This is a genomic window from Streptomyces sp. NPDC002206 (assembly GCF_053593595.1).
The window spans coordinates 255,194-280,146 of the sequence record NZ_JBSFCW010000002.1; the positions used below are offsets into that span (position 1 = coordinate 255,194).

Consider the following 24,953-nt stretch of genomic DNA (forward strand, 5'->3'; position numbering starts at 1 on the left):
TCACTCGCCGGACGGGCTCGATCACCCCGTCCGGCACCCGCGGGCGAAGGCCGAAACCAAGCCCGTCGGGGCGCCCGCAGACAATCGTGGTCCGGGGGAAAAACAAGCCCGTCCGGTGAGCTAATCCTGCTCCGGCCGACTGGCCAGCAGTACCTTCTGCAGCTCCCGCGCCGCCCGTGGCGGCGCCACGTCACTGCGGTGCGCCAGCGCGATGGTGCGCCGCAACCCCGGCGGGGCCAACGGCGTCGTCCGCAGATCGTGCCCCGCCCGCATCGCCACCATGCTCGGCACCACCGCCACCCCGAGCCCCGCCCGTACGAACCCGAGCACCGCGTCCATCTCGCCGCCCTCCACCGTGAACGACGGCTCGAAGCCCTCCGCCCGGCAGGCAGCCACCGTCAGTTCCCGCAGGTCGTAGCCGTGCCGGAACATCACCAGCGGCTCGCCCTCCAGATGCGCGATCCGTACGCTCCCGCCCTTGCCGGGCCGCGGAGCCTCCGCCGCCGACACCACCACCAGGTCCTCCTGGAGCAGCTCCACCGTCGTCAGCGCCGGAGACGGGGCAGGCAGCGGCAGCACCACAAGTGCGAGATCGAGTGCGCCGCGCGCCAGCTCCCGTACGAGGTCGTGGGAGCCGCCCTCCTCCAGCAGCAGCTGGATCCCCGGATGCCGGTCGTGGAAGGCGCGCAGCACGTCGGGCAGCAGTCCTGTGCACAGGCTCGGAGTCGCGCCGAGCCTGACCCGGCCGCGGCGCAGCTGGGCCAGCTCCTGCACCTCGTGGCGGGCGGTGTCGGCGTCCTCCAGGATCCGGCGGGCGAGCGGCAGCAGCGCCTCGCCCGCGTCGGTGAGCGTGATGTTGCCGCGGGCCCGGCTGAACAGTTCCGCCCCCAGCTCGTTCTCCAGGGCCCTGATCTGCTGGGAGAGCGACGGCTGGGAGACATGCACCTCTTCCGCGGCGCGGGTGAAATGCCGCGCCTCGGCGACGGCCACGAAATACGTGAGCTGCTGGAATTGCATACACGCAGCTTAACCCCACGATAGCCTCAGCCTATGGATATGAGCCAGACCATGTCTTGGACTGATGAGGCCCTTCCGCCCTAGCGTCGTGTCCATGGCATTGGCAACACGGACGGACCGACGGCCGTCCATGACGCGCACGCTCTGGGACTCGTCCGTCGGCAAGAAGGCGATCATGGCCGTGAGCGGCCTGATCATGCTCCTCTACTTGGTCGTTCACATGGTGGGCAACCTGAAGATCTTCTTCGGGTCCGGCGAGTTCAACCACTACGCCCACTGGCTGCGGACCATTGGCGAGCCCTTCCTGCACTACGAGTGGGCCCTGTGGATCGTCCGGGTGGTGCTCGTCGCGGCTGTCGTGCTGCACGCCACCTCCGCGTACCAGCTGAGCCGTCGCGACACCAGGGCGCGCCCCAGCAAGTACGTCCACAAGCGGCCCCGCGCGAGCTATGCCACCCGCACCATGCGCTGGGGCGGGATCATCCTCGCCCTGTTCATCGTCTGGCACATCCTCGACCTGACCACGGGCACCGTGCACTCCGGCGGCTTCCAGTCCGGGCATCCGTACCAGAACGTCATCGACACCTTCTCCACCTGGTACGGCAACGTCATCTACATCGTCGCCATGCTCGCCCTCGGACTCCACGTCCAGCACGGCTTCTGGAGCGCCGCACAGACCCTCGGCGCAGGCAGAGCGACCCGCGACCGTGTTCTCAAGACCATCGCCAACGTCCTCGCACTGGTGCTGACGGTGGGCTTCATCTCCGTACCCGTCGCCGTCATGACCGGAGTCGTGAGCTGACATGACCGACTACTCGCACTACGAGACCGGTGCACCCGTCGTCGACACCAAGGCCCCCAAGGGCCCCGTCGCCGAACGCTGGGACACCCGCCGCTTCGAGGCCAAGCTCGTCAACCCGGCCAACCGGCGCAAGCACACCGTCATCGTCGTCGGCACCGGCCTGGCCGGCGGCTCGGCCGGGGCGACGCTGGCCGAACAGGGCTACCACGTCATCCAGTTCTGCTTCCAGGACTCCCCCCGCCGCGCCCACTCCGTCGCCGCCCAGGGCGGTATCAACGCCGCGAAGAACTACCGCAACGACGGCGACTCGATCCACCGGCTCTTCTACGACACGGTCAAGGGCGGCGACTTCCGCGCCCGCGAGTCCAACGTCCACCGGCTCGCCCAGATCTCCGTCGAGATCATCGACCAGTGCGTCGCCCAGGGCGTTCCCTTCGCCCGCGAGTACGGCGGTCTGCTCGACAACCGCTCCTTCGGCGGCGTCCAGGTCTCCCGTACGTTCTACGCCCGCGGCCAGACCGGGCAGCAGCTCCTCCTCGGTGCCTACCAGGCGCTGTCGCGGCAGATCGCCGCGGGCAATGTCGAGCTGCACGCACGGACCGAGATGCTCGACCTGATCATCGTCGACGGCAAGGCCCGTGGCATCGTCGCCCGCGACCTGGTCACCGGGAAGATCGACACGTACTTCGCCGACGCGGTCGTGCTGGCCAGCGGCGGTTACGGCAACGTCTTCTACCTGTCGACGAACGCCATGAACTCCAACGCCACCGCCATCTGGCGCGCTCACCGGCGCGGCGCGTACTTCGCCAACCCGTGCTTCACCCAGATCCACCCCACCTGCATTCCGCGCACCGGCGACCACCAGTCCAAGCTGACGCTGATGAGCGAGTCGCTGCGAAACGACGGCCGGATCTGGGTCCCGAAGGCCAAGGGCGACAACCGGCCGGCCAACGAGATCCCCGAGGACGAGCGCGACTACTACCTGGAGCGCATCTACCCGGCCTTCGGCAACCTGGTACCGCGTGACATCGCCTCGCGCGCCGCGAAGAACGTCTGCGACGAGGGCCGCGGCGTCGGCCCCGGCGGACAGGGCGTCTACCTCGACTTCGCGGAGGCCATCGAGCGGATGGGCAAGGCCGGGGTGGAGGAGAAGTACGGCAACCTCTTCGACATGTACGCGCGGATCACCGCGGAGAATCCGTACGAGACCCCGATGCGGATCTACCCCGCCGTGCACTACACGATGGGCGGACTCTGGGTCGACTACGACCTCCAGACCACGATCCCCGGCCTGTTCGCGATCGGCGAGGCCAACTTCTCCGACCACGGGGCCAACCGGCTCGGCGCCTCGGCGCTGATGCAGGGGCTCGCCGACGGCTACTTCGTCCTGCCGTCGACCATCAACGACTACCTGGCCCGCAACCCGCACCACGACGAGGTCGACGCCTCGCACCCGGCCGTGGAAGAGGCCCTCGTGGAGACCGAGGACCGGCTGAACCTGCTGCTCGCCGTCGACGGCGACCGCACTCCCGACTCCTTCCACCGGGAGATCGGCGAACTCATGTGGGAGTACTGCGGCATGGCCCGCACCGAGGCGGGGCTGCGCAAGGCACTCGACCGGATCCCGGAGATCCGCGAGGAGTTCTGGCGTCGCATCAAGGTCCCCGGCACCGGTGACGAGTTCAACCAGTCCCTGGAGAAGGCCAACCGCATCGTCGACTACCTGGAGCTCGCCGAGCTCATGTGCCTCGACGCCCTGCACCGCGCCGAGTCCTGCGGAGGCCACTTCCGCGAGGAGTCGCAGACCCCGGACGGCGAAGCCGCCCGCCGGGACGAGGAGTTCTCGTACGCCGCCGCGTGGGAGTTCAGCGCCACCGGCGAAGCACCCGTCCTGCACAAGGAAGACCTCGTCTTCGAGTACGTCCACCCCACTCAGCGGAGCTACGCATGAAGCTCACCCTGCGCGTCTGGCGCCAGAAGAACGCCGACGCCCCCGGCGCCATGTCCACCTACCAGGTGGACGGCATCTCGCAGGACATGTCGTTCCTGGAAATGCTCGACACCCTCAACGAGGAGCTCATCCTCACCGGAGACGATCCCGTCGCCTTCGACCACGACTGCCGTGAAGGCATCTGCGGCGCCTGCAGTCTTGTCATCAACGGTGACGCCCACGGCCCGGAACGCACGACCACCTGCCAGCTCCACATGCGGTCCTTCCAGGACGGCGACACGATCGACATCGAACCGTGGCGCGCCTCGGCCTTCCCGGTCGTCAAGGACCTGGTCGTGGACCGCTCGGCCTTCGACCGGATCATCCAGGCGGGCGGCTACATCTCTGCCCCGACCGGCACAGCACCCGACGCCCACGCCACCCCGGTGCCCAAGCTCGATGCCGACTTCGCGTTCGAGCACGCCGAGTGCATCGGCTGCGGCGCCTGCGTGGCGGCCTGCCCCAACGGCTCGGCGATGCTCTTCACGTCGGCGAAGATCAACCACCTCAACGTCCTGCCGCAGGGCGCCCCCGAGCGCGAGACGCGGGTGCTCGACATGGTCGACCAGATGGACAGCGAGGGGTTCGGCGGCTGCACGCTGACCGGGGAGTGCGCCACGGCCTGCCCGAAGGGCATCCCGCTGCCGTCCATCTCGGCCATGAACAAGGAGTGGCTGCGAGCGACCCGCAAGGTACACCGCTAGAGCGTCGCCGTCGTTCCGCTCCCGGGAGCCGCCCGCTCCCGGGACCGGAGGGCCAAGGCTCAGTCCAGTCCTAGCGCCGCCGACAGGTACGGCGCCGTCCGGCTGTCCGTCGCACGCGCCACCTCCGCCGGCTGTCCCGCGGCGACGATCCGGCCGCCCCGGTCCCCGCCGCCCGGACCGAGGTCGATCACCCAGTCGGCGCCCGCGACGACCGCCATGTCGTGCTCCACGACCACCACCGTGCTGCCCCCGTCGACCAGCCCGTGCAACTGCCGCATCAGCACCTCGACATCGGCCGGATGCAGACCCGTGGTCGGCTCGTCGAGCAGATACAGGGTGTGGCCGCGGCGGGTGCGCTGCAGCTCGGTGGCCAGCTTGATCCGCTGCGCCTCACCACCGGACAGCTCCGTCGCCGGCTGCCCCAGCCGCAGATAGCCGAGCCCGACATCGAGCAGTGTCCGCAGACTGCGCTCGGCGGCGGGCGTCCCCGCGAAGAAGCCGGCCGCCGACTCCACCGTCAGGTCCAGCACCTGCGCAATGTTCAGCCCGCGCAGAGTCACCTCCAGTGTCTGCGGGTTGTACCGCGCGCCGTGACAGTCCGGGCAGGGCGCATACGTACTCGGCAGGAAGAGCAGCTCGACAGAGACGAACCCCTCGCCCTGGCATGTCTCGCACCGCCCGCCCGCCACATTGAACGAGAACCGCCCCGCCCGGTAGCCGCGCTCGCGCGCCACGTCGGTCGCGGTGAAGAGCTTCCGTACGACATCGAAAAGCCCGGTGTACGTGGCCAGGTTGGAGCGCGGCGTACGGCCGATCGGCCGCTGGTCGACCTGGACGAGACGGTCCACCGCCTCCAGCCCCAGCGCCGATGCGCACCCCGGCACGGGTCGCTCGGCGCGGAGATCGGCGGTGGTGGAAGCCTGCCGGTCGGCGAGGGCCCCGGCGAGCACCTGGCCGACCAGGGTCGATTTGCCCGAACCGGAGACACCGGTGACCGCCGTGAACACCCCGAGCGGGAACGTGGCGTCGACTCCGCGCACATTGTGCCGGTCGACACCGATCAGCTCCAGCCACCCGGAGGGCGTACGCGGCTCCCGTACCGGCACCGGACCCCCGTCGAAGAGGAACCGTCGCGTCGCCGACTCCTGCACGTCCGCGAGCCCGGCCGGGGGCCCGCTGTGCAGCACCCTGCCCCCGTGCTCGCCGGCCAGCGGCCCCACATCGACCAGCCAGTCCGCCTGCCGCACCACATCCATCTGGTGCTCCACGACGAAGACCGAGTTCCCGGCCTCCTTCAGTCGCCCGAGGACCGCGAGCAGCGACTCGGTGTCCGCCGGGTGCAGACCGGCCGACGGCTCGTCCAGCACATAGACGACCCCGAACAGCCCCGCCCGCAGCTGGGTGGCGAGCCGCAGTCGCTGCAGCTCGCCGGAGGACAGCGTCGGAGCCGTACGGTCGAGGCCGAGATAGCCGAGACCGAGCTCGGTCACCGTCTCGATCCGGGCCAGCAGATCCGCCGTCAGCACCCGCGCGGTGTCGTCGCCGCCCGCGGTCGACAGCACCTCGGCGAGATCCGCGAGGGGAAGTGCGGCCAGCTCGGCGATCGTACGGCCCGCAAAGGTGACGGCCATCGCCTCCGGGCGCAGCCGGCTGCCGCCGCAGACCGGGCAGGCGACACCGGTCAGGAAGCGCTCGGCCTTGGCCCGCAGGGTGCGGCTCCTGGAGTCCGCGAAGGTGTGCATCACATAGCGCCGCGCGCTCATGTACGTGCCCTGGTAGGGGCGCTGGATCCGGCCCGCGTCACGCACCGGATGGACCGTCACCACCGGCTGCTCGTCGGTGAAGAGGATCCAATCCCGGTCCTTCGTGTCCAGATCGCGCCACGGCCGGCCGATGTCGTACCCCAGCGCGTCCAGCACATCGCGCAGGTTCTTGCCCTGCCAGGCGCCCGGCCAGGCCGCGATCGCACCGTCGCGGATCGACAGCGACGGGTCGGGGACGAGCAGCTCCTCCGTGGTGCGGTGGATCAGGCCCAGGCCGTGACACTCGGGGCAGGCCCCGGCGGGGGTGTTCGGCGAGAACGCGTCGGAGTCCAGCCGCTGGGCGCCCGCAGGATACTCCCCGGCGCGCGAGAGCAGCATCCGCAGCGAGTTGGACAGCGTGGTGACCGTGCCCACGGAGGACCGGGCGCCGGGCGCGGACCGGCGCTGCTCCAGGGAGACCGCGGGCGGCAGCCCGGTGATCTCGCCGACCTTGGGCGCGCCGACCTGGTGGATCAGCCGGCGGGCGTACGGGGCGACGGACTCGAAGTAGCGGCGCTGAGCCTCGGCGTAGATCGTCCCGAAGGCGAGCGAGGACTTCCCCGAGCCGGAGACGCCCGTGAAGACGGTGAGGGTGTCGCGCGGGATGTCGACCCGGACGTCCTGAAGATTGTTCTCGCGGGCGCCGCGCACCCGGACGTACCGATCGTGGGGGGTGGGCATGCGCGCGGGACTCCGTACGGATCGGGACAGGGATGGCACCTGAGGGCAAACAGCACGATCCTAGGCGTCGATGGTGGCCGGGCCCGGGAAGAGGCCTGCCGCAGGCCGTGCGAAGCGACCTGGGGAGTCCGGAGGTGTGGACGCGTTGTTTGTCGCCCAGGACACTGGGGGCGTGATGGACGACGCCCGGCCGCTGGCCGTATTCGACCTGGACGGCACGCTCGCGGACAGCGGCCACCGGCAGCATTTCCTGGAAGGAGTCCGGCGTGACTGGGGCGGCTTCTTCGCCGCCGCCGTCGACGATCCGCCGCTCGACGAGGGCGTACGGCTGGTGCTGAGCAGCGCCGAGGAGTGCGAGATCAGATATCTCACCGGACGGCCCGAGCGCTGCCGCCGCGACACCGTGGCCTGGCTGGAGGAACAGGGCCTGCCCGAGGGGCGGGTGTACATGCGCCGCAACGACGACCGCCGGCCGGCCCGCCACACCAAGCTGGAGATCCTGAAGCGGCTGGGCCGGGAGCGTGACGTGCGGATGCTGGTCGATGACGACGAGCTGGTCTGTGATGCGGTCGAGCAGGCCGGGTTCGCCGTCGTGCGGGCCCGCTGGGCGGTGACCTCGCCTTCGATGCGGGACGCGCAGGAACGCAAAGGGCGTACGTGACGTCGTCGGGCCGGCTCGGTCGTCACGTCGGACCGGCTCGGCTGTGCACGTTGCGTCGGCTCAGCTGGTCTCGTCGAGCCGGAAGCCCACCTTCAGGCCTACCTGGTAGTGCTCGATTCGACCGTCCACGATCTGCCCGCGCACCTGGGTGATCTCGAACCAGTCGAGGTTGTGCAACGTTTCCGAGGCCCTTGCGACGCCCCTGCGAATGGCGTCATCGACCCCTTCGTGGGAGGTTCCTACGATTTCGGTGACCCGATAGGTGTGGCTTGACATCGCGTGTCTCCTTTCGTCCTTACCACGGTGCCCCATCCGGCCCTGGTACGCGAGGGGTCGGGGTGGGGAACGTGTCGTGAACTGGTCTTGACCAAATTGAATGGTCCATACCAAAATCCAGCCACGCCCGTGCGAGCACCGCCCGCAGTCCCCCCACATCGGGTCCTGTACCAGTCGTGCTGTTTCGCAGAAGGTGACCCCTGTGAAGAACCGCGTACTCATCGGCGCCGTCGCGCTCGTGTCCACCGTTGTGCTGGGTGGCTGCGGCTATCTCCCGGGCTCGGGTGGGTCCGGCGACCAGAAGGTCACGATCTGGCTGATGAAGGACAGTGTTTCGGCCGACTTCCTGGACCGCTTCACGAAGTCGTACGAGGATGAACACCCCACCATCGAGCTGGAGTTCAAGATTCAGAGATGGAGTGGAATCGGGCCCAAGGTCACCGCGGCCCTCAAGGGTGAGGACACCCCGGACGTCATCGAAGTCGGAAACACCCAGATCGCCCAGTACGCGGAGAGCGGCGGTCTGCGCGACCTCACTCTCGAATCGATGCGTGACCTCGGCAGCGAGGACTGGCTGCCCGGCCTCGCCGACCCGGGCAGCATCGAGGGCATTCAGTACGGCATCCCCTGGTACGCGGCCAACCGTGTGGTGATCTACAACAAGGACCTCTTCGAGCAGGCAGGCATCAAGAACCCGCCGAAGACCCGGCAGGAGTGGATCGAGGACAGCCGGGTGCTCAACCGGAAGGGCAACCAGGGCATGTATCTCGCGGGCCAGAACTGGTACGTACTCGCCGGGTTCATCTGGGACGAGGGCGGCGAGCTGGCCGACGACAACGGTGGCGAATGGGAAGGCGCCCTGGACACTCCCGCCGCACTCAAAGGCATGGCCTTCTACAAGGAACTCCAGTCGTACGGCAAAGGCCCCAAGGACGCCGACGAGGAAAAGCCCCCACAGACCGACGTGTTCGCCGAGGGCGATGTCGCGCAGATCATTTCCGTGCCGGGCAGCGCAAAGCTCATCGAGCAGAAGAACCCCGAACTCAAGGGGAAACTCGGATACTTCCCGATCCCCGGCAAGACCGCGAAGAACCCCGGCTCCGTATTCACCGGCGGCTCCGATCTGATCGTTCCGGAGAAGGCGGCCGAGCGCAGCGCCGGTATAGACGTGATCACGGCGCTCGCAGGCGAGAAGTGGCAGGAGGACCTCGCCAGGACCATGAGTTACGTGCCGAACAAGGCGACCCTCGCCCATGTCATCGAGGGCCAGGAGGGCACCGTCGCCATGGCCGAGGGCGCCCGGCGTGGGCGTGCCACACCCAGCTCGCCCCAGTGGGCGGCGGTCGAGGCCGCCAACCCCATCAAGCCGTACATGACGGCTGTCCTGCAGGGCGGCGACCCGCTGAAAGAGGCCAAGTCCGCTTCGGAACGGATCACCGCCCAGCTCGCGGGCAGCTGAGGGACAGCTTGATCGGTGTTCGGCAGGGCGCCCGGTCCGCCGCCCGACACCTCGGGATTCAGCCGTCGCACATCCAGGCTCTCCACAGCGGTCATGTCGAATCCAGCCGGTCACGGAAGAAGTAAGGGGCCGGGCCGTCGCAGCAGTGCGGCAGCCCGGCAGCCGCCCTTGCCGATCCGTCCCCGGAGACTGTCATGAACGCGCCGCCCACTCCACCACTCGTCGCCGGACCGCTCACCTCCGTACCGCAGCAGTCCGCGCCGGTGCAGTCCGCGCCGGTGCAGTCCGCGCCGGTGCAGTCCGCCCCGGCACTGTCCGAAGCCCCGGCCCCGTCCGACCGTCCGGCCCCGCCGCTCTACCGGGTCTCCCTCGCCGTCAGCCAGGAAGACGTGCGCGCCGCACAGCGGCTGCGCCACCAGGTCTTCGCCGGTGAACTCGGCGCCCGGCTCGACGGCCCCGAACCCGGCCTGGACAGCGACGCCTTCGACTCGTACTGCGACCACCTTCTGGTACGGGAGGTGGCGAGCGGCGACGTCATCGCCACGTACCGACTCCTGCCGCCCGAGCGGGCCCGGATCGCCGGCCGTCTCTACGCGGAGAGCGAATTCGATCTCGTCCGCCTCGGCCCGATCCGCCACGACCTGATCGAGGTCGGCCGCTCCTGCGTCCACCCGGCCCACCGGGACGGCGCCGTCATCGCCCTCATCTGGGCGGGCCTCGCCCGCTACATGGAGCGCAGCGGGCACAACTGGCTGGCCGGCTGCTGCTCGATCTCCCTGGCCGACGGCGGCATGCTGGCCGCCGACTCCTGGGACACGGTGAGGACGAAGTACCTGGCCCCCGAGGAGTACTGGGTCACCCCGCACCGTCTCTGGCAGCCCACCGCCGCCACCCGCCCCACCGGAGCCGTGGGCGCCCCCGGGCAGACCACCGCGCGCACCGGGCTCGCCGCCCTCCCGCCGCTGCTCCGCGGCTACCTGCGGCTCGGTGCGTGGGTCTGCGGTGCGCCCGCGCACGACCCGGACTTCAACGTCGCCGACCTCTACGTACTGCTGTCGCTGCGCCGCACCGACCCGCGCTATCTGCGCCACTTCCTGTCACTCGCTCCGCTGACATGAGCGTCTGGCTGCCCACGGCACCCTGCACCCCGCACACCTGCGCCGGTCACACCGGCCCCGTGCGCGGCCGGCTCCCGGCCTCGGCCCTGCTGGTCGCGGGGTGCATCGTCGTCCTCGTCGGCGTGGTGAGCGTCCCGGCCGTGCTGCTGCTCGGCCGGGCACCTCGGGACCGGTTGATCCGTTGGTGGGCATACGGGGTGGTGCGGGCGTTCGGCGTACGGGTACGGGTGATCGGCCGACCTCAGCAGCCGGCCGGAGAGGCGCACGTCGGCGCGCTCGTTGTCGCGAACCACATCTCGTGGCTGGACATACCGCTCGTCGCCGCCGTGCTCCCCGGCCGCATGCTCGCCAAGAGCGAGATCGGGCGCTGGCCGGTGCTCGGCGCGCTCGCCGCCCTCGGCGGCACTCTGTTCGTCGAACGCGACCGGCTGCGGGCGCTGCCCACGACGGTGCGCGACATCGCTGGGGCGCTGCGCGGCGGGTCCCGGGTGGTGGTGTTCCCCGAAGGCAGCACCTGGTGCGGGCGCGGAACCGGCGGCCGGTTCCGGCCCGCCGCGTTCCAGGCCGCGCTCGACGCGCACGTCGATGTCCGCCCGGTACGCATCACCTACCGCACCGCCCGGCCGGACGAGCCGGCAGCCGGCGCCGCCGCCTTCGTCGGGGACGATCCGCTCACCGCCTCACTGTGGCGCGTGGTCACGGCGGCCGGGCTGACCGCAGAGATCCGCGTCCTGCCGCCGATCCCCGCGGGCACGCTGCCCGGCCGCCGTGCGCTTGCCCGTGCCGCTCAGACCGCCGTGGCCAGCGACAGGGCGAAGCGGTCCGCGGAGTCCGTCCACCACTGAGTCAACCTCAGCCCGGCGGTGGCGAGCTCGGCCCGGATCCCCTCCTTGCGGAACTTCGCCGACACCTCCGTGCGCAGGTCCTCGCCGGCCTCGAACGGAACCACCAGATCCAGCCCGGGGATCTTCACCGTCAGCGCTCTGCGGGCCCGCAGGCGCATCTCGATCCACTCCTGCCGCCGGTCCCACCGCGCCACATGGTCGAAGTCGGCCGGGTCGAAGTCCGCGCCCAGCTCCCGGTCGACGACGGTCAGTACGTTCTTGTTGAACGCCGCCGTCACTCCGGCCGCATCGTCGTACGCCGCGACCAGTACCTCCTCGTCCTTCACCAGATCCGTGCCGAGCAGCAGCGCGTCGCCCGGCGAGAGCAGCGACCGTACGGACTTCAGGAACACCGCCCGCTCGTCCGGCAGCAGGTTGCCGATCGTGCCGCCCAGGAACGCGACCAGTCGCGGTCCCGGCGTGTCGGGCAGCGCGAGCTCGCCCGTGAAGTCGGCGATCAGGGCGTGGACCGAGAGATCCGGCCGTTCCACGAGCAGCGCCTCGGCCGCGCCTCGCAGCGCGCTCTCGCTCACATCCACCGGCACGTAGCTGTGCAGTCCGGGCAGCGCGTCCAGCAGATGCCGGGTCTTCTCCGACGAGCCGGAACCCAGCTCGATCAGGGTCTTCGCCCCGGACGCTGCGGCGATCTCGGGCGCGCGGGCGACCAGGATCTCCCGCTCCGCGCGGGTCGGGTAGTACTCGGGGAGTCTGGTGATCTCCTCGAACAGCTCGCTGCCGTGCGCGTCGTAGAACCACTTGGGCGGCAGCGTCTTCGGGTGCCGGGTCAGGCCGTGCAGCACATCGGCGCGCAGCGCCGCGTCCGTCGCGTCCACCGGCAGGGTGCGGGTCAGCAGAAAGGGACTCACTCGGTGGGCTCCTTGAGCGGGGTGAGCAGAACATCGGCGCGGGTCGCGGCCAGCAGAGTGCGGTCGGGGACCTCGCGCCAGTGCGGATCGTCGTCGTAGGGTTCCGAGGCCACGACCGTTCGGTGGCCCGGCTCGGCCAGATACCACAGGGTGTCGCCCCAGGCCGTCGCCACGATCGTCGTACCGTCGGTGAGCAGCAGATTCAGCCGTGAACCGGGCGCCGCCTCCGCGACCTCGCGCACCGTGTCGGCGACCGCCTGGGGTACGTCGTCGCCATCCGCGACCCGGTGCTGCACCAGCGCCCAGATCAGGGCCGAGTCGCAGCGGGCCGCAAGGGCGAGGAGCTCGGCCGGGGGCAGTGTGGCGGCGAGCGGCGCCAGCGATCCGGGCCAGCCCTTCACCGCGCCGTTATGGCTGAACAGCAGCCGCCCCGCGGCGAACGGCGCAGCGGCAGCCTCACCGTCCGCGTCCCTCTCGGTGGCGTCCCGGACGGCGGCGAGCAGCGCCGTGCTGTGTACGACTCTGGCCAGATCGTCGAACGACTGGTCGGCCCAGATGGGTCCCTGGCGCCGGTAGCGTCCCGGGACCGGGTCGCCGTCCGCATACCAGCCCACGCCGAAGCCGTCCGCGTTGACCGTTCCGTACTTCTGCCGGCGTGGCTCCCAGGACTGGCGGACCAACGCGTGTGGCGGCCGGGTCAGCAGCTCACCGAGCGCCACGGGCGGCCCCAGATAGGCAATATGGCGGCACATCAGAGATCCCTCGCGGTACGGAATCCGGAGAAGATCTGGCGCCGCACCGGAAGGTCCCAGTTCCGGAACGTGCCCCGGCAGGCCACCGTGTCCACGGCGAACGAGCCGCCGCGCAGCACCTTGTGGGCGGGCCCGAAGAAGACCTCCGAGTACTCGCGGTAGGGGAATGCCGAGAAGCCCGGATAGGCGAGGAAGTCGCTCGACGTCCACTCCCACACATCGCCGATCAACTGCCGTACTCCGAGCGGTGACCGACCCGCCGCATACGCCCCGGCCGGTGCGGGCCGCAGATGGCGCTGGCCCAGGTTGGCCCGCTCGGGGGACGGGTCCTCGTCGCCCCACGGATAGCGCCGCGAACGCCCTGACGCCGGGTCGTGCCGCGCCGCCTTCTCCCACTCGGCCTCGGTGGGCAGCCTGCGCCCCGACCAGCGAGCGTACGCGTCCGCCTCGTACCAGCTGACATGGAGCACCGGCTCGTCGGCGGGCACCGGCTCGGTCACACCGAAACGGCGGCGCAGCCACTGGCCTCCGTCCCGGTGCCAGAACAGCGGGGCGGTCAGCCGGTGCTCACGGACCATCGCCCAGCCCTCGGGTGCCCACCAGCGCTGATCGGTGTAGCCGCCGTCCTCGATGAAGCGTTCGTACGCGCCGCAGGTGACCGGAGCCGTGTCGATGAAAAACCCCGGCACCTCACGCACGTGGGCGGGGCGTTCGTTGTCGAGTGCCCATGGTTCGGTCGACGTGCCCATGGTGAACGGGCCGCCGGGAACCATGACTTCGGCGGGCAGCGAGCCCGCGTCGGTGGGCCGCGGCGGCTCCGGTGCGGTGAGCACGGCCGGACCGGATCGCAACTGATGGGTGATCAGCATGGTTTCGTCGTGCTGCTGCTCGTGCTGGGCGATCATTCCGAAGGCGAAGCCGGCCTCCACGAGGGGACGATCACCGATCAGTGCGGTGCTCTCCAGGACGTCCAGGGCCCTGCCGCGCACCTCCGCGGCGTACGAGCGGGCCTCGGCGGGCGGCAGCAGCGGAAGAGAGGGGCGGCTGGCCCGCGGATGCTCGAAGGCGTCGTACAGCCCGTCGATCTCGGGGCGCATCGCCTCCCGCCCGGCGACTCCGCGCAGCAGCCACAACTCCTCCTGATTGCCGATGTGCGCGAGGTCCCAGACCAGGGGCGACATCAACGGTGAGTGCTGGGACGTCAGTTCACGGTCGTCGACGCTGTCGGTGAGGAGCGTGGTGCGTTCCCGGGCGGTGAGCAGCGCCGCGAGAGCGCGCTGCCGGAGCGCCTCCGTATCGAGATCGGGCGTCGGGGTTGCGGGGGATTCAGTCATGAGCGGGCTTTCCTTCCCTCATCCGGACGGAGCGCCGGGGGCGCCGCATGCACCGAGGGCATCGCGAGCAGTTCGGGCAGATCGTCGGCCGGACATCGGCCCCGGGTGACGAAACGGTCGTGGAAGTCCGCCACAGCCTGCTGAACGGCCTCGGACGCGCCCAGTCGGGGCAGAGCCTCCAGCGCCACTTCGAAGCAGGTCGCGGCTGTCCCTCGCAGTTCCGGGTCGGTCAGGCCGTCACGGGCGGCGGCGACCCAGAGCGGATTGCGCGGAGCGGACCGCGCGCCTGCTATCTCGGCCAGAGGTTTGACGGTTCGGTACACGGTCTCGGCAGCTTCCGGGTCGTCGAACAGGGCGGTGGTGACGGCGAGCGGCACAAGCCATCCGTCGTCACCGAACTGTGCGTCGATCATGCGCAGTTCGAGATGTCCGCGCGGGCGAGCCGGCGGAAACAGCGTGGTCATGTGGTACTCGAGATCGGCGCGCGTCGGCGGCCGCGGCGCACCCGTACGGATCCAGTCCCGGAAGGTCAGACCGACCGGCACGGCCCACGGCGCCTCGTCGCTCCGGATGCACATCACCGGGGCGTCGAGCACATGCGTGGCCCAGTCGTCGCGCGGGGCGAGACGGCCCGGCGGTGCCAGGCTCCGTACCGGATCGAGGTCGGCCCACAGCGACTGGCGAGTGGACCGCCATCCCGTCGGCCGGCCCTCCCGGTACGGCGAGTTGGCGAACGCCGCCACCAGCACCGCACCCAACAGATGCACCAGCTGCCAGCGCCGCCCGTAGCCGAGCGGCCCCGGCTCCTCCTCGCCGGCGTCCAGACAGACCTGGACGGACGCGGTGGAGCACATCATGGCGCGACCCGCCGGTCCCGACCGGTCCAGCGAGGCCTCCAAGGCGTCGTAGCGGGGCTCGTGCAGCAGACGGCGTGGGGGATGCCACGGATCGACGCCGAGACCGACCGGTACGAGGTCCAGCCGGCCGAGCGCGGCACGTACGGCGGCCAGGTCGGTGGCCATGGCATCGATACAGGTCATCAGGGAGTCCGCCGGCTGCGAGCTGAGCTCCAGCTGTCCGCCGGGTTCGAACGTGAGCGCCGCACTCAGCGGCAGCGCGCCCACGGCGGCGACGGCCGCGTCGACACGGTCGTGGGCGACCGGGGTACGGGGCCGGTCACGGTCGTGAATGAGCCATTCGAGCTCGACACCGACCGTCCGGGGCGGGCCGGTCTTGAAGCAGATGCATCGCAGTAAATCCTCCGCTTCGCCCTCACCGAGGGGGCGGTCGTAATCGGTCGGACCGTGGCCGACGGGTGCGTCCGGTGACATGCCGGGGCCTCCTTTTTCGGTACGTCCGTACCACCCAAACCCTTGCAGGGAGATCGCACAAGGGTGCCCTTGCGCGGGCACATAATCCCGTTGCGCAAGGAGCGCAGGAGCGTCGATCATGCCCCGTATGCATCACACGGGGGAGTGCCGATGAGCGCACGGCTGCGCGCCATCGCGACAGAGACCGAGTCCATTGTCGAAGCCGGGCTCTACCGCACGCCCGAGGGGCGTGAGATCAGTATTGAGCGCACTGTGGCCGCCGCGCTCTCCGGGACCCGGCTGTACGGGCCCGACCCGGTGCCCGTCGCCGCACTCGACACCGACCGCACCGCGGTCATCGAGGTGACCGGCGAGAGCAGCCTGCAGGCGGCGCACCGGATGACCGGCGAAGGGCCCGGCAGGATCGCCGTCCTGAACTACGCCTCCGCCCGTAACCCCGGGGGTGGCTACCTCAACGGCGCGCAGGCCCAGGAGGAGGCCCTGTGCCGTGGTTCCGCCCTGTACGCCACCCTGCTGCGGGCCCCCGACTACTACGCCCACCACCGGGCCGAACGCAGCGCGTTCTACACCGATCGGGTGATCCACTCGCCCGGCGTGCCGGTGTTCCGTGACGACCGGGGGCGGCTGCTGGACACCCCGTACACCGTGGGCTTCCTCACCTCGCCGGCACCCAACGCCGGAGTGATCCGCAGCCGGACACCCGAGGACGCCCATCGCATCCCTGCGGCGCTCGCGTCCCGCGCCGAGCGGGTGCTGGAGGTCGCCGCCGTGCGCGGGTACCGCAGGCTCGTGCTCGGGGCGTGGGGCTGCGGCGTGTTCATGAACGATCCGGCGCAGGTGGCCGGCGCGTTCCGGGCGCTGCTCGCCGACGGGGGCCGGTTCGCCGGCCACTTCGAGCAGATCGTCTTCGGCATCCTCGACCGCAGCCGCACCGCGGCCACCCGGGACGCGTTCGCCCGGACGGTCGGCCATGAGCCGCAGACGTGACCCTGACGTTGGGCCGAAGGAGTGGAGGCCAACCGCAACGGTCACGTTGAGCCAGAGGAGTGTGCACCGACCGTGACGGCTGGCGTCCGACCGGGGGTGCGGGTACCGACTGCGAGGGGACGTCGGGCCGGAGGGACGGGTGCCAACCGTAACCGTCAGGTTGAGCTGGAGGGATGGGCGCCGGCCGGAACGGTGTCGAGCCGGAGAGATCGACGTCGGCCGCCACGGCCGGTGGGCCCGGCCCCCGTCGGTCAGCTCCAGCCGTAGCGCTCCCGCAGCCGCCCGACGACCAGATCGAACCGGTCCCGGTCCAGCGCGCACGCCTCGCGGCGCATCCCGTCCTCGTGCACCCGCAGCACCCGGTCCAGATCGACCCAGGACGGCCGGCCCGAGCTGTCCCACGGCCCGGCGCCGAGGGCCACCCACTCGCGTTCCCGGTCGTGCTGCTTGCTGGAGAGCTGCACGGCGAGCAGCGTGCCCGTCGCCTCCCGTGCCACCACGAGCACCGGGCGGTCCTTGCCCCGGCTGTCGTTCTCCTCGAACGGCACCCAGGTCCAGACGATCTCGCCGGGGTCGGGATCGCCGTCACGGTCGGGGGCGTACGAGGTGCGGACCTGGCCCACGTCGTGCGGGTCGGCCTCGGCGGTGGCGGTCGGACCGGAACGGCCGGGGAAGTCGGCCGAGCCGTCGGTGCTGATCATGCTGAATGTGCCGACTGAACGGTGAGGGATCGTCATCCGGACACCGTAGAACGTGCACGACCCATTCCGTGGAGTCGGGTCCGCCGAACACGCAGCGGACCGGGAAGGACGACGCGGATGCGCTGCGGCGTGCACCGGGCGCGCCGTGCCGCTCGATGGGACCTGGACGGGACAGCACATAGCTGTGGCCGGTACTCGTCCGTGGTTGACGGACAAGAACCGGGCCACAGCTGCCACGACCGGTCAGGAGGGCCTGCCGCCCTCCTGACCACCCGTCACCGGAATGTGCTCCTTGAGCGGCGCGGGCGGGGCGGCGGGTGCGACACCGTTGACCGGGGGCGCAGCCTCCGTCCCGCCGTTGCTCCGGCCATCGTTCCGGCCGTCGCCCTGGCTCATCGTGGACAGCAGCTGGCGGGCCAGGCCCAGCCCCGTACCACCCATCGTCAGCGCCTTCGCGAACATCTCCGACATGCCGTCGGCCCCGTTCAGCAGCACCATGTGATCGACGCTGCTGAAGGCGCCTGCGCCGGCCTCGACGATCTCCGGCCACTTCTCCGCCAACTGCTGTGCGACCACGGCCTCCTGATTCTCGGCCAGGGCTGCGGCCCGTGCCTTGATCGCCTCTGCCTCGGCCAGACCCTTCGCCCGGGTCGACTCCGCCAGCGCGAGCCCCTTGGCCTGGGCCGCTGCTGCCTCCGCCTCACCGGTCGCCCGGGTCGCCGACGCGGCGGCGGCGCCACGTGCCTTGGTCGCCTCGGCCTCGGCGATCGCCGCCGTCTTCACCCGGTTGGCCTCGGCGATCGCGGCGAGCTCCGTCTCTTTCGCATGCGCCTGGGCGGCCGAGATCCGGGCGTCGCGCTCGCCCTCCGCCAGCGTGCGCTTCTCGTACGCCTGGGCATCGGCGGGCTTCCGTACGTCGACCTGCAGCTGTTGCTCGCGCCGCTGGGCCTCCAGCTCGGCGACCCGGGTCTCCTGGACCACGACCTCCTGCCGGGCCGCTGCGTCGGCGAGCGGACCTGCCTGCCGCGACTTGGCCGCGGCCTTGTCCCGCTCGGCCTGGTAGCCGGCCTGCAGGATCTCGCTGTCGCGGGTCGCCTCCGACATCCGGGCGGCGGCCTGCTGCTCCGCCTCGGTCGCCCGCCGGTTGGCCTCGGCCTGCGCGATCCGGGCATCCCGCTGAACGGCGGCGGCATGCGGCATGGCGAGATTCTTGATGTACCCGGTCGGGTCCTCGATCTCATGGATCTGCAGCGAATCGACGATCAGCCCGAGCTTCTCCATCTCGCTGCCGCACGCCGCCCGGGTCTGACCGGTGAGCTTCTCCCGGTCCCGGATCATGTCCTCGACGGTCAACCCGCCCACGATGGACCGGAGATGACCGGCGAACACGTTGTGCACCCGCTCCGCCATCATCTTCTGCTGGTCGAGGAAGCGGCGGGCCGCATTGGCGATCGATACGAAGTCGTCGCCCACCTTGAAGATGACGACACCGCGCACCCGCAGGGGAATCCCCTGATGCGTGACACAATCGACGGACAGTTCCGTCTCGTTGAGGTCGAGAGACATCTTCCGTACCGCTTGCACACCGGGGAGGACGAGCGTGCCGTGCCCGGTGACGATACGGAACCCCATGCCCTGCCCAAGGCCTTCGGTCTTGTGCTTGGAGCCCGAGATGACCAGTGCTTCGTTCGGCTCGGCCACTCGCCACATCAGCTTGAACAGGCCGATCAACACAATGATGGCGGCGAGAACCAGCCCCGCCATGACGCCGATGACCATCGGCATGCGCCCCCTTATCGCAGTGCCCCGTCGGCACTGCTGAACAGACGGAGTCTTCTCCTGCGCGCGACGACGGAGAAGGGGTGTGCAAAACCTTGTCGCATTCTTGACTGGCGCGGACCCGACGCCTGTCTGTCACACACCTGAACTGTTCTGCGTGTACACCTCAACAGTCGTACGCGCGCGCCACATACACCGTGCGCGGGGGAAGATAGTCGATCACCGTCACCACTGTCCCCGGCTCCATGCGGTCCTTCGGTGAGGACGGGTACGCCAGGAAGTGCTCGGCGCCCCCACGGATCCGTACGATCACCTCGCCGACCAGCCCCGGCCCCACCGTCCCGGTCACCCGGCCGAGCAGTCCCACCATCGACGAGTCATCCATGCCCCGGAGCGTACCCACGCAGGACCGGTCTGGAAGACTGCCCGACGCCATGAGCCAGTTACCCGAGCAGCCCTCCGAAGGTCCGGTCCCGACGAGCGCCGACGTGGCGCGACTCGCAGGTGTCTCCCGGGCCACCGTGTCGTACGTACTCAACAACAACTCGACCGTACGGATCAGTGATCCGACCCGCCGTCGGGTCAGGGAAGCGGCCGGCGAACTCGGCTACGTGCCGCACGCGGCGGCCCGTAGTCTGCGCGCCGGACACACCCGGATGGTGCTGCTGCCCACCGGTGACCATCCGGCCGGATCGCTTCACCACCACTTCTTCCATGAGCTCGAGTCCGGCCTGCGCCGCCTCGACTACACCGTGGTCCGGCACGGCAGTCTGGGCCTGGACGCCGAGGAAGCCACCCGCGCCTGGGCCGAGCTCCGTCCCGTCGCCGTCGTCGCACCCGGCGGGATCGCCCTCACCCCGCAGGGCATCGCCGTGCTCCGGCGTTCCGGGGCCAAGGCGGTGATCACTCTCGGCCCGCAGCCGGTCGACGGCGCCCACGCCCTGGTCATGGACGAGCGGGAGGTGGGCAGTTGCGCCACCACGCATCTTCTGGAGCGCGGCCGCCGACGGATCGGAGTGGTCATGCCCGAGGAACGGGGCGTCGGCGTGTTCGCCGAACCCCGGCTGGCCGGAGCCCGGCGGGCCGCGGCCGGTGGCGGAGCCCGTATCGAGCCGCTGCCCCTGCGGTACGAGGAGGAGTCGGCCGCCGCCCTCGCCGCGAGATGGCGCACGCTCGGACTCGACGCCGTGTTCGCGTACAACGACGAGTACGCGATGCTTCTGATGCGGGCGCTCCAGGACGCGGGCATCGAGGTGCCTGGCGAGACCGCCGTGATCGGAGCCGGGGATCTGATGCTGGGCAGGCTGCTGCGGCCCCGGCTGAGCAGTGTGCGGATGGAACTGGCGGCGGCGCAGCCGCTGGCCGATCTCGTCGACCGGCTGGTGCAGAACCCGGTGAGCGAGCCCGAGCGTCACGACCTGCTGAGTGCACGGACGATTCCCCGCGAGTCGAGCTGAGGCGGCGGGGTGCGGTCGCCGGGCTCGCCGGCGGCAGCACCCGGGGTGGTTTGCCCGGCACTGCAACACGGCAGCGCGGCAACGTGCGCGCCGCGCGTCGCTTGCTTAGCGTCATGACCATGAGCTATCCGCAGAGTTACGAGATCCTGCTCGTTCCCGGGTTCACCGACACCACGGCCGAACCGGCCGAGGCCACCGAACGCCCAGAAGCCACCGACGACACCGAGCACACGGACACCACCGAGGCTTCCGACTCCGTCGCCGCCATCCGCTCGGCCGTCGTGGAGGCCACGGGCGAGACGGGGGCCTCGGGCTACCCCAGATACGCCGGGGAGGGCATGGTGGCGGATATCGATCCGGCGACCCGGACCGTGGAGGCCCTGCTGATCGACGGCGCCGAACTGGACTACGGCCTCTCGGTCAGGGTCTCGGAGCGGAAGACCGAAGGCTGAGCCGGGGCACAGACAACTTCCTTCTGTCAGCGGAGAGTTGGGAGGTGCCGTCGCTGTGTGAGGTCAGCACGGAATGTCGAGTGGAAAAGGGAGCAGCAGTTCGATCAATTCCCTTGTCGGTGGGTGCCGCGTGGCTACGATGTTGCACGTTCAACCGAGCGAGGACACGTTCGATCACCGGACGCAGCTCGCACGGTTGCGCCGGATCGCGTCGTCCCGCGAAGCCGCGCCCGCACCCCCGCGCCCCACCGCATGGGACCACCCCTCGAACCGATCGACTGGAGAGCCGTCATGTCCCTGCTCGACCCCAAAGCCTGGCAGTCCCGCACGCTTGCGGGAGGTGAGTCGGACGTCGTCGAGCCCGCCACCGGTGAGGTGCTCGGACGTGTCACCCTCGCCGCGCCCGAGGACATCGCCGCGGCTGCCCGGTCCGCGGCCGCCGCCCAGGCCGCCTGGTCCCGCACCCCGCACTTCGTCCGCGCCGCGGTCCTGCGCCGGGCCGGCGACCTGTTCACGGCGCACGCCGACGAACTGCGCGAATGGATCGTACGGGAGTCGGGCTCGATCCCCGGCAAGGCCGACTTCGAGCTCCACGTCGCCGCCCAGGAGTGCTACGAGGCCGCCGCGCTCGCATCCCGGCCGGCCGGTGAGGTCCTGCCCAGCGAGGACGAGCGTCTCTCCTACACCCGGCGCGTCCCGGTCGGCGTCGTCGGCGTGATCGCCCCGTTCAACGCGCCGCTGATCCTCTCCATCCGGTCCGTCGCCCCCGCACTCGCCCTGGGCAACGCGGTCCTCCTCAAGCCCGACCCGCGCACCGCCGTCTGCGGCGGGCTCGCGCTGGCGGCGGTCTTCGCCGAGGCCGGACTCGACGAACACCTGCTGCACGTCCTGCCCGGCGGCGCCGAGGCCGGACAGGCGCTGGTCGCGGAACCGCGCGTCCCGGTCATCTCCTTCACCGGCTCCACCGCGGCGGGCCGAGCCGTCGGCGAGGCTGCCGGACGGCTCCTCAAGCGCGCCCACCTGGAGCTCGGTGGCAACTCCGCCCTTGTCGTTCTGGAGGACGCCGACCTGGAGGGCGCGGTGGCCCAGGCCAGTTGGGGCTCGTTCTTCCACCAGGGCCAGATCTGCATGACCACCGGCCGACACCTCGTACACGCCTCGCTGCTCGACGAGTACGTCGAACGGCTCGTCGCCAAGGCGGACGCGCTGGCGGTCGGCGACCCGCACCGTGAGCAGGTCCACCTCGGCCCGATCATCGACCGCGGCCAGCTCGGCAAGATCCACCGGCTGGTCGAGTCGAGCACCGCAGGTGGCGCGAAGCTCGCGGCCGGCGGCACCCACCGCGATCTGTTCTACCGCCCCACCGTCCTCACCGACGTCGACGACCACACGCCTGCCTACACGGAGGAGGTCTTCGGCCCGGTGGCCCCCGTGCGGTCTTTCGAGACCCTGGACGAGGCCGCGGCACTGGCCGCCGACAGCCCGTACGGACTCTCCCTCGGCATCGTCACTCGTGACACCGCGCTCGGCCTGGAACTTGCGGACCGGATCCCGACAGGCATCGTCCACATCAACGACCAGACGGTGAACGACGAGGCGGTCGCGCCCTTCGGCGGCATCGCCGCGTCCGGCACCGGCGCACGGTTCGGCGGCGGGGCCAATCTGGAGGCCTTCACCGAGCTGCGCTGGACGACCGTGCGCCACGAACCGGCCGGCCACCCCTTCTAGGGCCTGTCCGCCTCCGTAGCGCCGAGAGGGCCCGGCCGATGGCCGGGCCCTCCTCCACCCACAGTTCCGGCGCGCGCAGGCTACTGCTGCTGTTCCTTCTGCTGGTTCTCGATGGACTTGCGCACCTCGTCCATGTCCAGCTTCCGGGCCTGCCCGATGACATCCTCCAGCGCCGCCTCCGGCAGCGCCCCGGGCTGGGCGAACACCGCCACATTGTCCCGGACGATCATCAGCGTCGGAATGGACTGGATCTCGAAGGCCGCCGCCAGCTCCTGCTGCGCCTCCGTATCGACCTTGGCGAAGACCAGGTCGTCGTGGCGCTCGGACGCCGCGTCGTAGACCGGCGCGAACTGCCGACACGGGCCGCACCAGGAAGCCCAGAAGTCGATCAGGACGAACTCGTTCTCGCTGACGACCTGATCGAAGTTTTCTTTGGTGAGCTCTACGGTGCTCATGCGTCTGTACCTCTTCCTGTGCCCGTTCGGACCTGTCCCCGGACAACGGTGGCTTTCTTTGCGCTATTCCGCCTGCCCATGTGGCCGCAGCCCACACCCACCACCAGACTGTCCCCATGACAGATGCTGATGCTGTGAAGAACGCCGTATACGACGTCGTGGTGATCGGCGCGGGGCCGGTGGGGGAGAACGTGGCGGACCGGACCCGCGCGGCCGGGCTGAGTACGGCGGTCGTCGAGGCGGAGCTGGTCGGCGGCGAATGCTCGTACTGGGCCTGTATTCCCAGCAAGGCCCTGCTGCGCCCGGTCGTCGCCCGTGCCGACGCGCGCAGGGTGCCCGGCCTCAGCGCAGCCGTGCAGGGCCCGCTGGACACGGCTGCGATCCTTGCCCATCGTGACTGGTACGTCTCGGACTGGCACGACGACGGACAGGTCGCCTGGTTGGAGGGCGTCGGTGCGGATCTCTACCGGGGCCAGGGCCGTCTGGCCGGTACGAAGCAGGTCTCCGTCACCACTCCCGACGGCACCGAACACCGGCTCACCGCGCGGCACGCCGTCGCCGTCTGCACCGGCAGCCGCGCCGTGGTTCCCGACCTGCCCGGAGTCGCCGATGCCCACCCCTGGACCAGCCGGGAGGCAACCGGCGCGAAGGAGGTTCCGGGCCGCCTGGTGATCGTCGGCGGTGGGGTCGTCGGCGTGGAGATGGCCACCGTCTATCAGGCGCTCGGCGCCGAGGTCACGATGCTGATCCGTGGCAACGGCCTGCTGCCGAAGATGGAGCCGTTCGCGGGTGAGCTGGTCGCCGAGGCGCTCACCGAGGCCGGAGCCGACATCCGTACCGGCGTCTCGGCCAGCTCCGTCAACCGCACAGCCCCGGACGGCCCCGTCACCGTCGAGCTGCACAACGGCGAGCGCATCGAGGCCGACGAGATCCTCTTCGCCACCGGCCGCGCCCCGCGCACCGACGACCTCGGGCTGGAGACGGTGGCCCTGAAGCCCGGATCCTGGCTCCCGGTCGACGACAGCTGCCGCGTAGAGGGCAGTAACTGGCTCTACGCCGTCGGCGACGTCAATCACCGGGCGCTCCTCACCCATCAGGGCAAGTACCAGGCCCGTATCGCGGGTGCCGCGATCGCCGCCCGCGCCCAGGGCACCCCGCAGGCGACCGGTCGTTGGGGCGCCCACACCGCGACCGCCGACCATGCGGCCGTCCCTCAGGTGGTCTTCACCGACCCGGAGGCCGCGTCCGTGGGTCTCACCCTCGCCGGGGCGGAGCGGGCCGGTCATCGCGTACGCGCCGTCGACTACGACCTCGCCGCGGTCTCGGGCTCCGGCCTCTACGCGAGCGGTTACCGGGGGCGCGCCCGCATGGTCGTCGACCTCGACCGGGAGATCCTGCTCGGCGTCACCTTCGTCGGGCCGGGCATCGGCGAGCTGTTGCATTCGGCGACCGTCGCGGTCGCGGGCGAGGTCCCCATCGACCGGCTCTGGCACGCGGTCCCTGCGTTCCCCACGATCAGCGAGGTCTGGCTGCGCCTGCTGGAGGCGTACCGCGGCTGAGCACGGACGATGTGCCGGCGCGTGGAGGGACGGATCCCGACATGACCGACCCCCCGGCAAGAGACGGGGTCGCTGCGTTGTCGGGATCCGTCGCCCCCGCGTACTCGCACGCTGTACCCGCGTCCCGAAGTGCGGACGAAGTGGCGGCGAGCTCGTCG

Annotated in this window: 23 protein-coding genes; 12 read left to right on the plus strand and 11 right to left on the minus strand. The window is 70.5% G+C overall.

The window, feature by feature from the left end; all coding sequences use genetic code 11:
* Nucleotides 1-120 precede the first annotated feature (120 nt).
* Nucleotides 121-1,017, minus strand: a complete 897-nt coding sequence (locus tag ACWCP8_RS06020; RefSeq protein WP_451114445.1) for a LysR family transcriptional regulator — start codon at nucleotides 1,015-1,017, stop codon at nucleotides 121-123.
* A 94-nt stretch (nucleotides 1,018-1,111) separates the two neighbouring features.
* Between ACWCP8_RS06020 and ACWCP8_RS06025 the strand changes: the two genes are divergently transcribed.
* The 3 genes from ACWCP8_RS06025 to ACWCP8_RS06035 are packed head-to-tail and all read left to right on the plus strand — an operon-like array spanning nucleotide 1,112 to nucleotide 4,513.
* Entirely contained in the window at nucleotides 1,112-1,819 is a 708-nt protein-coding gene (locus tag ACWCP8_RS06025; RefSeq protein ID WP_355996527.1) for a succinate dehydrogenase, read from the plus strand.
* Between the two features lies 1 nt (nucleotide 1,820).
* Nucleotides 1,821-3,770 (plus strand): fumarate reductase/succinate dehydrogenase flavoprotein subunit, encoded by a 1,950-nt coding sequence (locus ACWCP8_RS06030; RefSeq protein ID WP_451114447.1) that lies wholly within the window; start codon nucleotides 1,821-1,823, stop codon nucleotides 3,768-3,770.
* Complete coding sequence (locus ACWCP8_RS06035) at nucleotides 3,767-4,513, plus strand: succinate dehydrogenase/fumarate reductase iron-sulfur subunit (RefSeq protein WP_352268303.1); 747 nt, start codon at nucleotides 3,767-3,769, stop codon at nucleotides 4,511-4,513. Before ACWCP8_RS06030 ends, ACWCP8_RS06035 begins: the two co-directional genes overlap by 4 nt.
* Nucleotides 4,514-4,572: 59 nt before the next feature.
* On the opposite strand, the gene ACWCP8_RS06040 is transcribed toward ACWCP8_RS06035, so the two are convergent.
* The gene (locus ACWCP8_RS06040; RefSeq protein WP_451114450.1) at nucleotides 4,573-6,996 is read right to left on the minus strand and encodes an ABC transporter; all 2,424 of its coding nucleotides are present in this window, start codon (nucleotides 6,994-6,996) and stop codon (nucleotides 4,573-4,575) included.
* A gap of 172 nt (nucleotides 6,997-7,168) precedes the next feature.
* On the opposite strand from ACWCP8_RS06040, the gene ACWCP8_RS06045 reads away from it, so the two are divergent.
* Nucleotides 7,169-7,657: a phosphatase domain-containing protein gene (locus tag ACWCP8_RS06045; RefSeq protein ID WP_451114890.1), complete on the plus strand. Its 489-nt coding sequence runs from the start codon at nucleotides 7,169-7,171 to the stop codon at nucleotides 7,655-7,657.
* A gap of 60 nt (nucleotides 7,658-7,717) precedes the next feature.
* On the opposite strand, the gene ACWCP8_RS06050 is transcribed toward ACWCP8_RS06045, so the two are convergent.
* Nucleotides 7,718-7,933, minus strand: a complete 216-nt coding sequence (locus ACWCP8_RS06050; RefSeq protein ID WP_030933957.1) for a dodecin — start codon at nucleotides 7,931-7,933, stop codon at nucleotides 7,718-7,720.
* 202 nt (nucleotides 7,934-8,135) lie between these two features.
* Here ACWCP8_RS06050 and ACWCP8_RS06055 point away from each other — a divergent pair, with 202 nt between their 5' ends.
* The 3 genes from ACWCP8_RS06055 to ACWCP8_RS06065 all read left to right on the plus strand — a co-directional run bounded on the left by ACWCP8_RS06055 (nucleotide 8,136) and on the right by ACWCP8_RS06065 (nucleotide 11,355).
* A complete protein-coding gene (locus ACWCP8_RS06055) occupies nucleotides 8,136-9,392 on the plus strand; it encodes an extracellular solute-binding protein (protein ID WP_451114452.1) in 1,257 nt (418 codons plus the stop codon).
* Nucleotides 9,393-9,586: 194 nt separating this feature from the next.
* Nucleotides 9,587-10,510, plus strand: coding sequence for a GNAT family N-acetyltransferase (locus ACWCP8_RS06060; RefSeq protein WP_451114454.1), 924 nt, complete (start codon nucleotides 9,587-9,589; stop codon nucleotides 10,508-10,510).
* A complete protein-coding gene (locus ACWCP8_RS06065; RefSeq protein WP_451114456.1) occupies nucleotides 10,507-11,355 on the plus strand; it encodes a lysophospholipid acyltransferase family protein in 849 nt (282 codons plus the stop codon). The genes ACWCP8_RS06060 and ACWCP8_RS06065 overlap by 4 nt, the downstream gene beginning before the upstream one ends.
* On the opposite strand, the gene egtD is transcribed toward ACWCP8_RS06065, so the two are convergent.
* From egtD to egtA, 4 genes are read right to left on the minus strand one after another with little or no spacing between them, the layout of a single operon-like run.
* The gene (egtD, locus tag ACWCP8_RS06070) at nucleotides 11,298-12,260 is read right to left on the minus strand and encodes an L-histidine N(alpha)-methyltransferase (protein WP_352268296.1); all 963 of its coding nucleotides are present in this window, start codon (nucleotides 12,258-12,260) and stop codon (nucleotides 11,298-11,300) included. The genes ACWCP8_RS06065 and egtD overlap by 58 nt on opposite strands.
* Nucleotides 12,257-13,012, minus strand: coding sequence for an ergothioneine biosynthesis protein EgtC (gene egtC, locus ACWCP8_RS06075; RefSeq protein WP_352268295.1), 756 nt, complete (start codon nucleotides 13,010-13,012; stop codon nucleotides 12,257-12,259). Before egtC ends, egtD begins: the two co-directional genes overlap by 4 nt.
* A complete protein-coding gene (gene egtB, locus ACWCP8_RS06080; RefSeq protein WP_451114458.1) occupies nucleotides 13,012-14,346 on the minus strand; it encodes an ergothioneine biosynthesis protein EgtB in 1,335 nt (444 codons plus the stop codon). The genes egtC and egtB overlap by 1 nt, the downstream gene beginning before the upstream one ends.
* Nucleotides 14,343-15,677, minus strand: coding sequence for an ergothioneine biosynthesis glutamate--cysteine ligase EgtA (gene egtA / locus ACWCP8_RS06085; RefSeq protein ID WP_352268293.1), 1,335 nt, complete (start codon nucleotides 15,675-15,677; stop codon nucleotides 14,343-14,345). Before egtA ends, egtB begins: the two co-directional genes overlap by 4 nt.
* 150 nt (nucleotides 15,678-15,827) lie before the next feature.
* Between egtA and ACWCP8_RS06090 the strand changes: the two genes are divergently transcribed.
* A complete protein-coding gene (locus tag ACWCP8_RS06090; RefSeq protein ID WP_451114460.1) occupies nucleotides 15,828-16,664 on the plus strand; it encodes a TIGR02452 family protein in 837 nt (278 codons plus the stop codon).
* Between the two features lie 251 nt (nucleotides 16,665-16,915).
* On the opposite strand, the gene ACWCP8_RS06095 is transcribed toward ACWCP8_RS06090, so the two are convergent.
* The 3 genes from ACWCP8_RS06095 to ACWCP8_RS06105 form a co-directional block, all read right to left on the minus strand.
* Nucleotides 16,916-17,401: a type II toxin-antitoxin system PemK/MazF family toxin gene (locus ACWCP8_RS06095; protein WP_451114462.1), complete on the minus strand. Its 486-nt coding sequence runs from the start codon at nucleotides 17,399-17,401 to the stop codon at nucleotides 16,916-16,918.
* A gap of 207 nt (nucleotides 17,402-17,608) precedes the next feature.
* Nucleotides 17,609-19,150 (minus strand): flotillin family protein, encoded by a 1,542-nt coding sequence (locus ACWCP8_RS06100; protein ID WP_451114464.1) that lies wholly within the window; start codon nucleotides 19,148-19,150, stop codon nucleotides 17,609-17,611.
* Nucleotides 19,151-19,310: 160 nt separating this feature from the next.
* Complete coding sequence (locus ACWCP8_RS06105; RefSeq protein WP_352268288.1) at nucleotides 19,311-19,529, minus strand: hypothetical protein; 219 nt, start codon at nucleotides 19,527-19,529, stop codon at nucleotides 19,311-19,313.
* A 49-nt stretch (nucleotides 19,530-19,578) separates the two neighbouring features.
* Between ACWCP8_RS06105 and ACWCP8_RS06110 the strand changes: the two genes are divergently transcribed.
* The 3 genes from ACWCP8_RS06110 (at nucleotide 19,579) to ACWCP8_RS06120 (ending at nucleotide 22,781) form a co-directional block, all read left to right on the plus strand.
* A complete protein-coding gene (locus ACWCP8_RS06110; protein WP_352268287.1) occupies nucleotides 19,579-20,601 on the plus strand; it encodes a LacI family DNA-binding transcriptional regulator in 1,023 nt (340 codons plus the stop codon).
* A 119-nt stretch (nucleotides 20,602-20,720) separates the two neighbouring features.
* The gene (locus tag ACWCP8_RS06115) at nucleotides 20,721-21,053 is read left to right on the plus strand and encodes a hypothetical protein (RefSeq protein ID WP_451114467.1); all 333 of its coding nucleotides are present in this window, start codon (nucleotides 20,721-20,723) and stop codon (nucleotides 21,051-21,053) included.
* Nucleotides 21,054-21,344: 291 nt separating this feature from the next.
* Nucleotides 21,345-22,781 carry an aldehyde dehydrogenase family protein gene (locus ACWCP8_RS06120; RefSeq protein ID WP_267008451.1) on the plus strand — a complete coding sequence of 479 codons (1,437 nt, stop codon included), beginning with the start codon at nucleotides 21,345-21,347 and terminating at the stop codon, nucleotides 22,779-22,781.
* Nucleotides 22,782-22,861: 80 nt separating this feature from the next.
* Here the strand turns inward: ACWCP8_RS06120 and trxA are convergent, their stop codons facing one another.
* A complete protein-coding gene (trxA, locus tag ACWCP8_RS06125) occupies nucleotides 22,862-23,236 on the minus strand; it encodes a thioredoxin (protein ID WP_352268282.1) in 375 nt (124 codons plus the stop codon).
* A 116-nt stretch (nucleotides 23,237-23,352) separates the two neighbouring features.
* On the opposite strand from trxA, the gene ACWCP8_RS06130 reads away from it, so the two are divergent.
* A complete protein-coding gene (locus ACWCP8_RS06130; protein ID WP_451114469.1) occupies nucleotides 23,353-24,795 on the plus strand; it encodes a dihydrolipoyl dehydrogenase family protein in 1,443 nt (480 codons plus the stop codon).
* The last annotated feature ends 158 nt before the right edge of the window (nucleotides 24,796-24,953 follow it).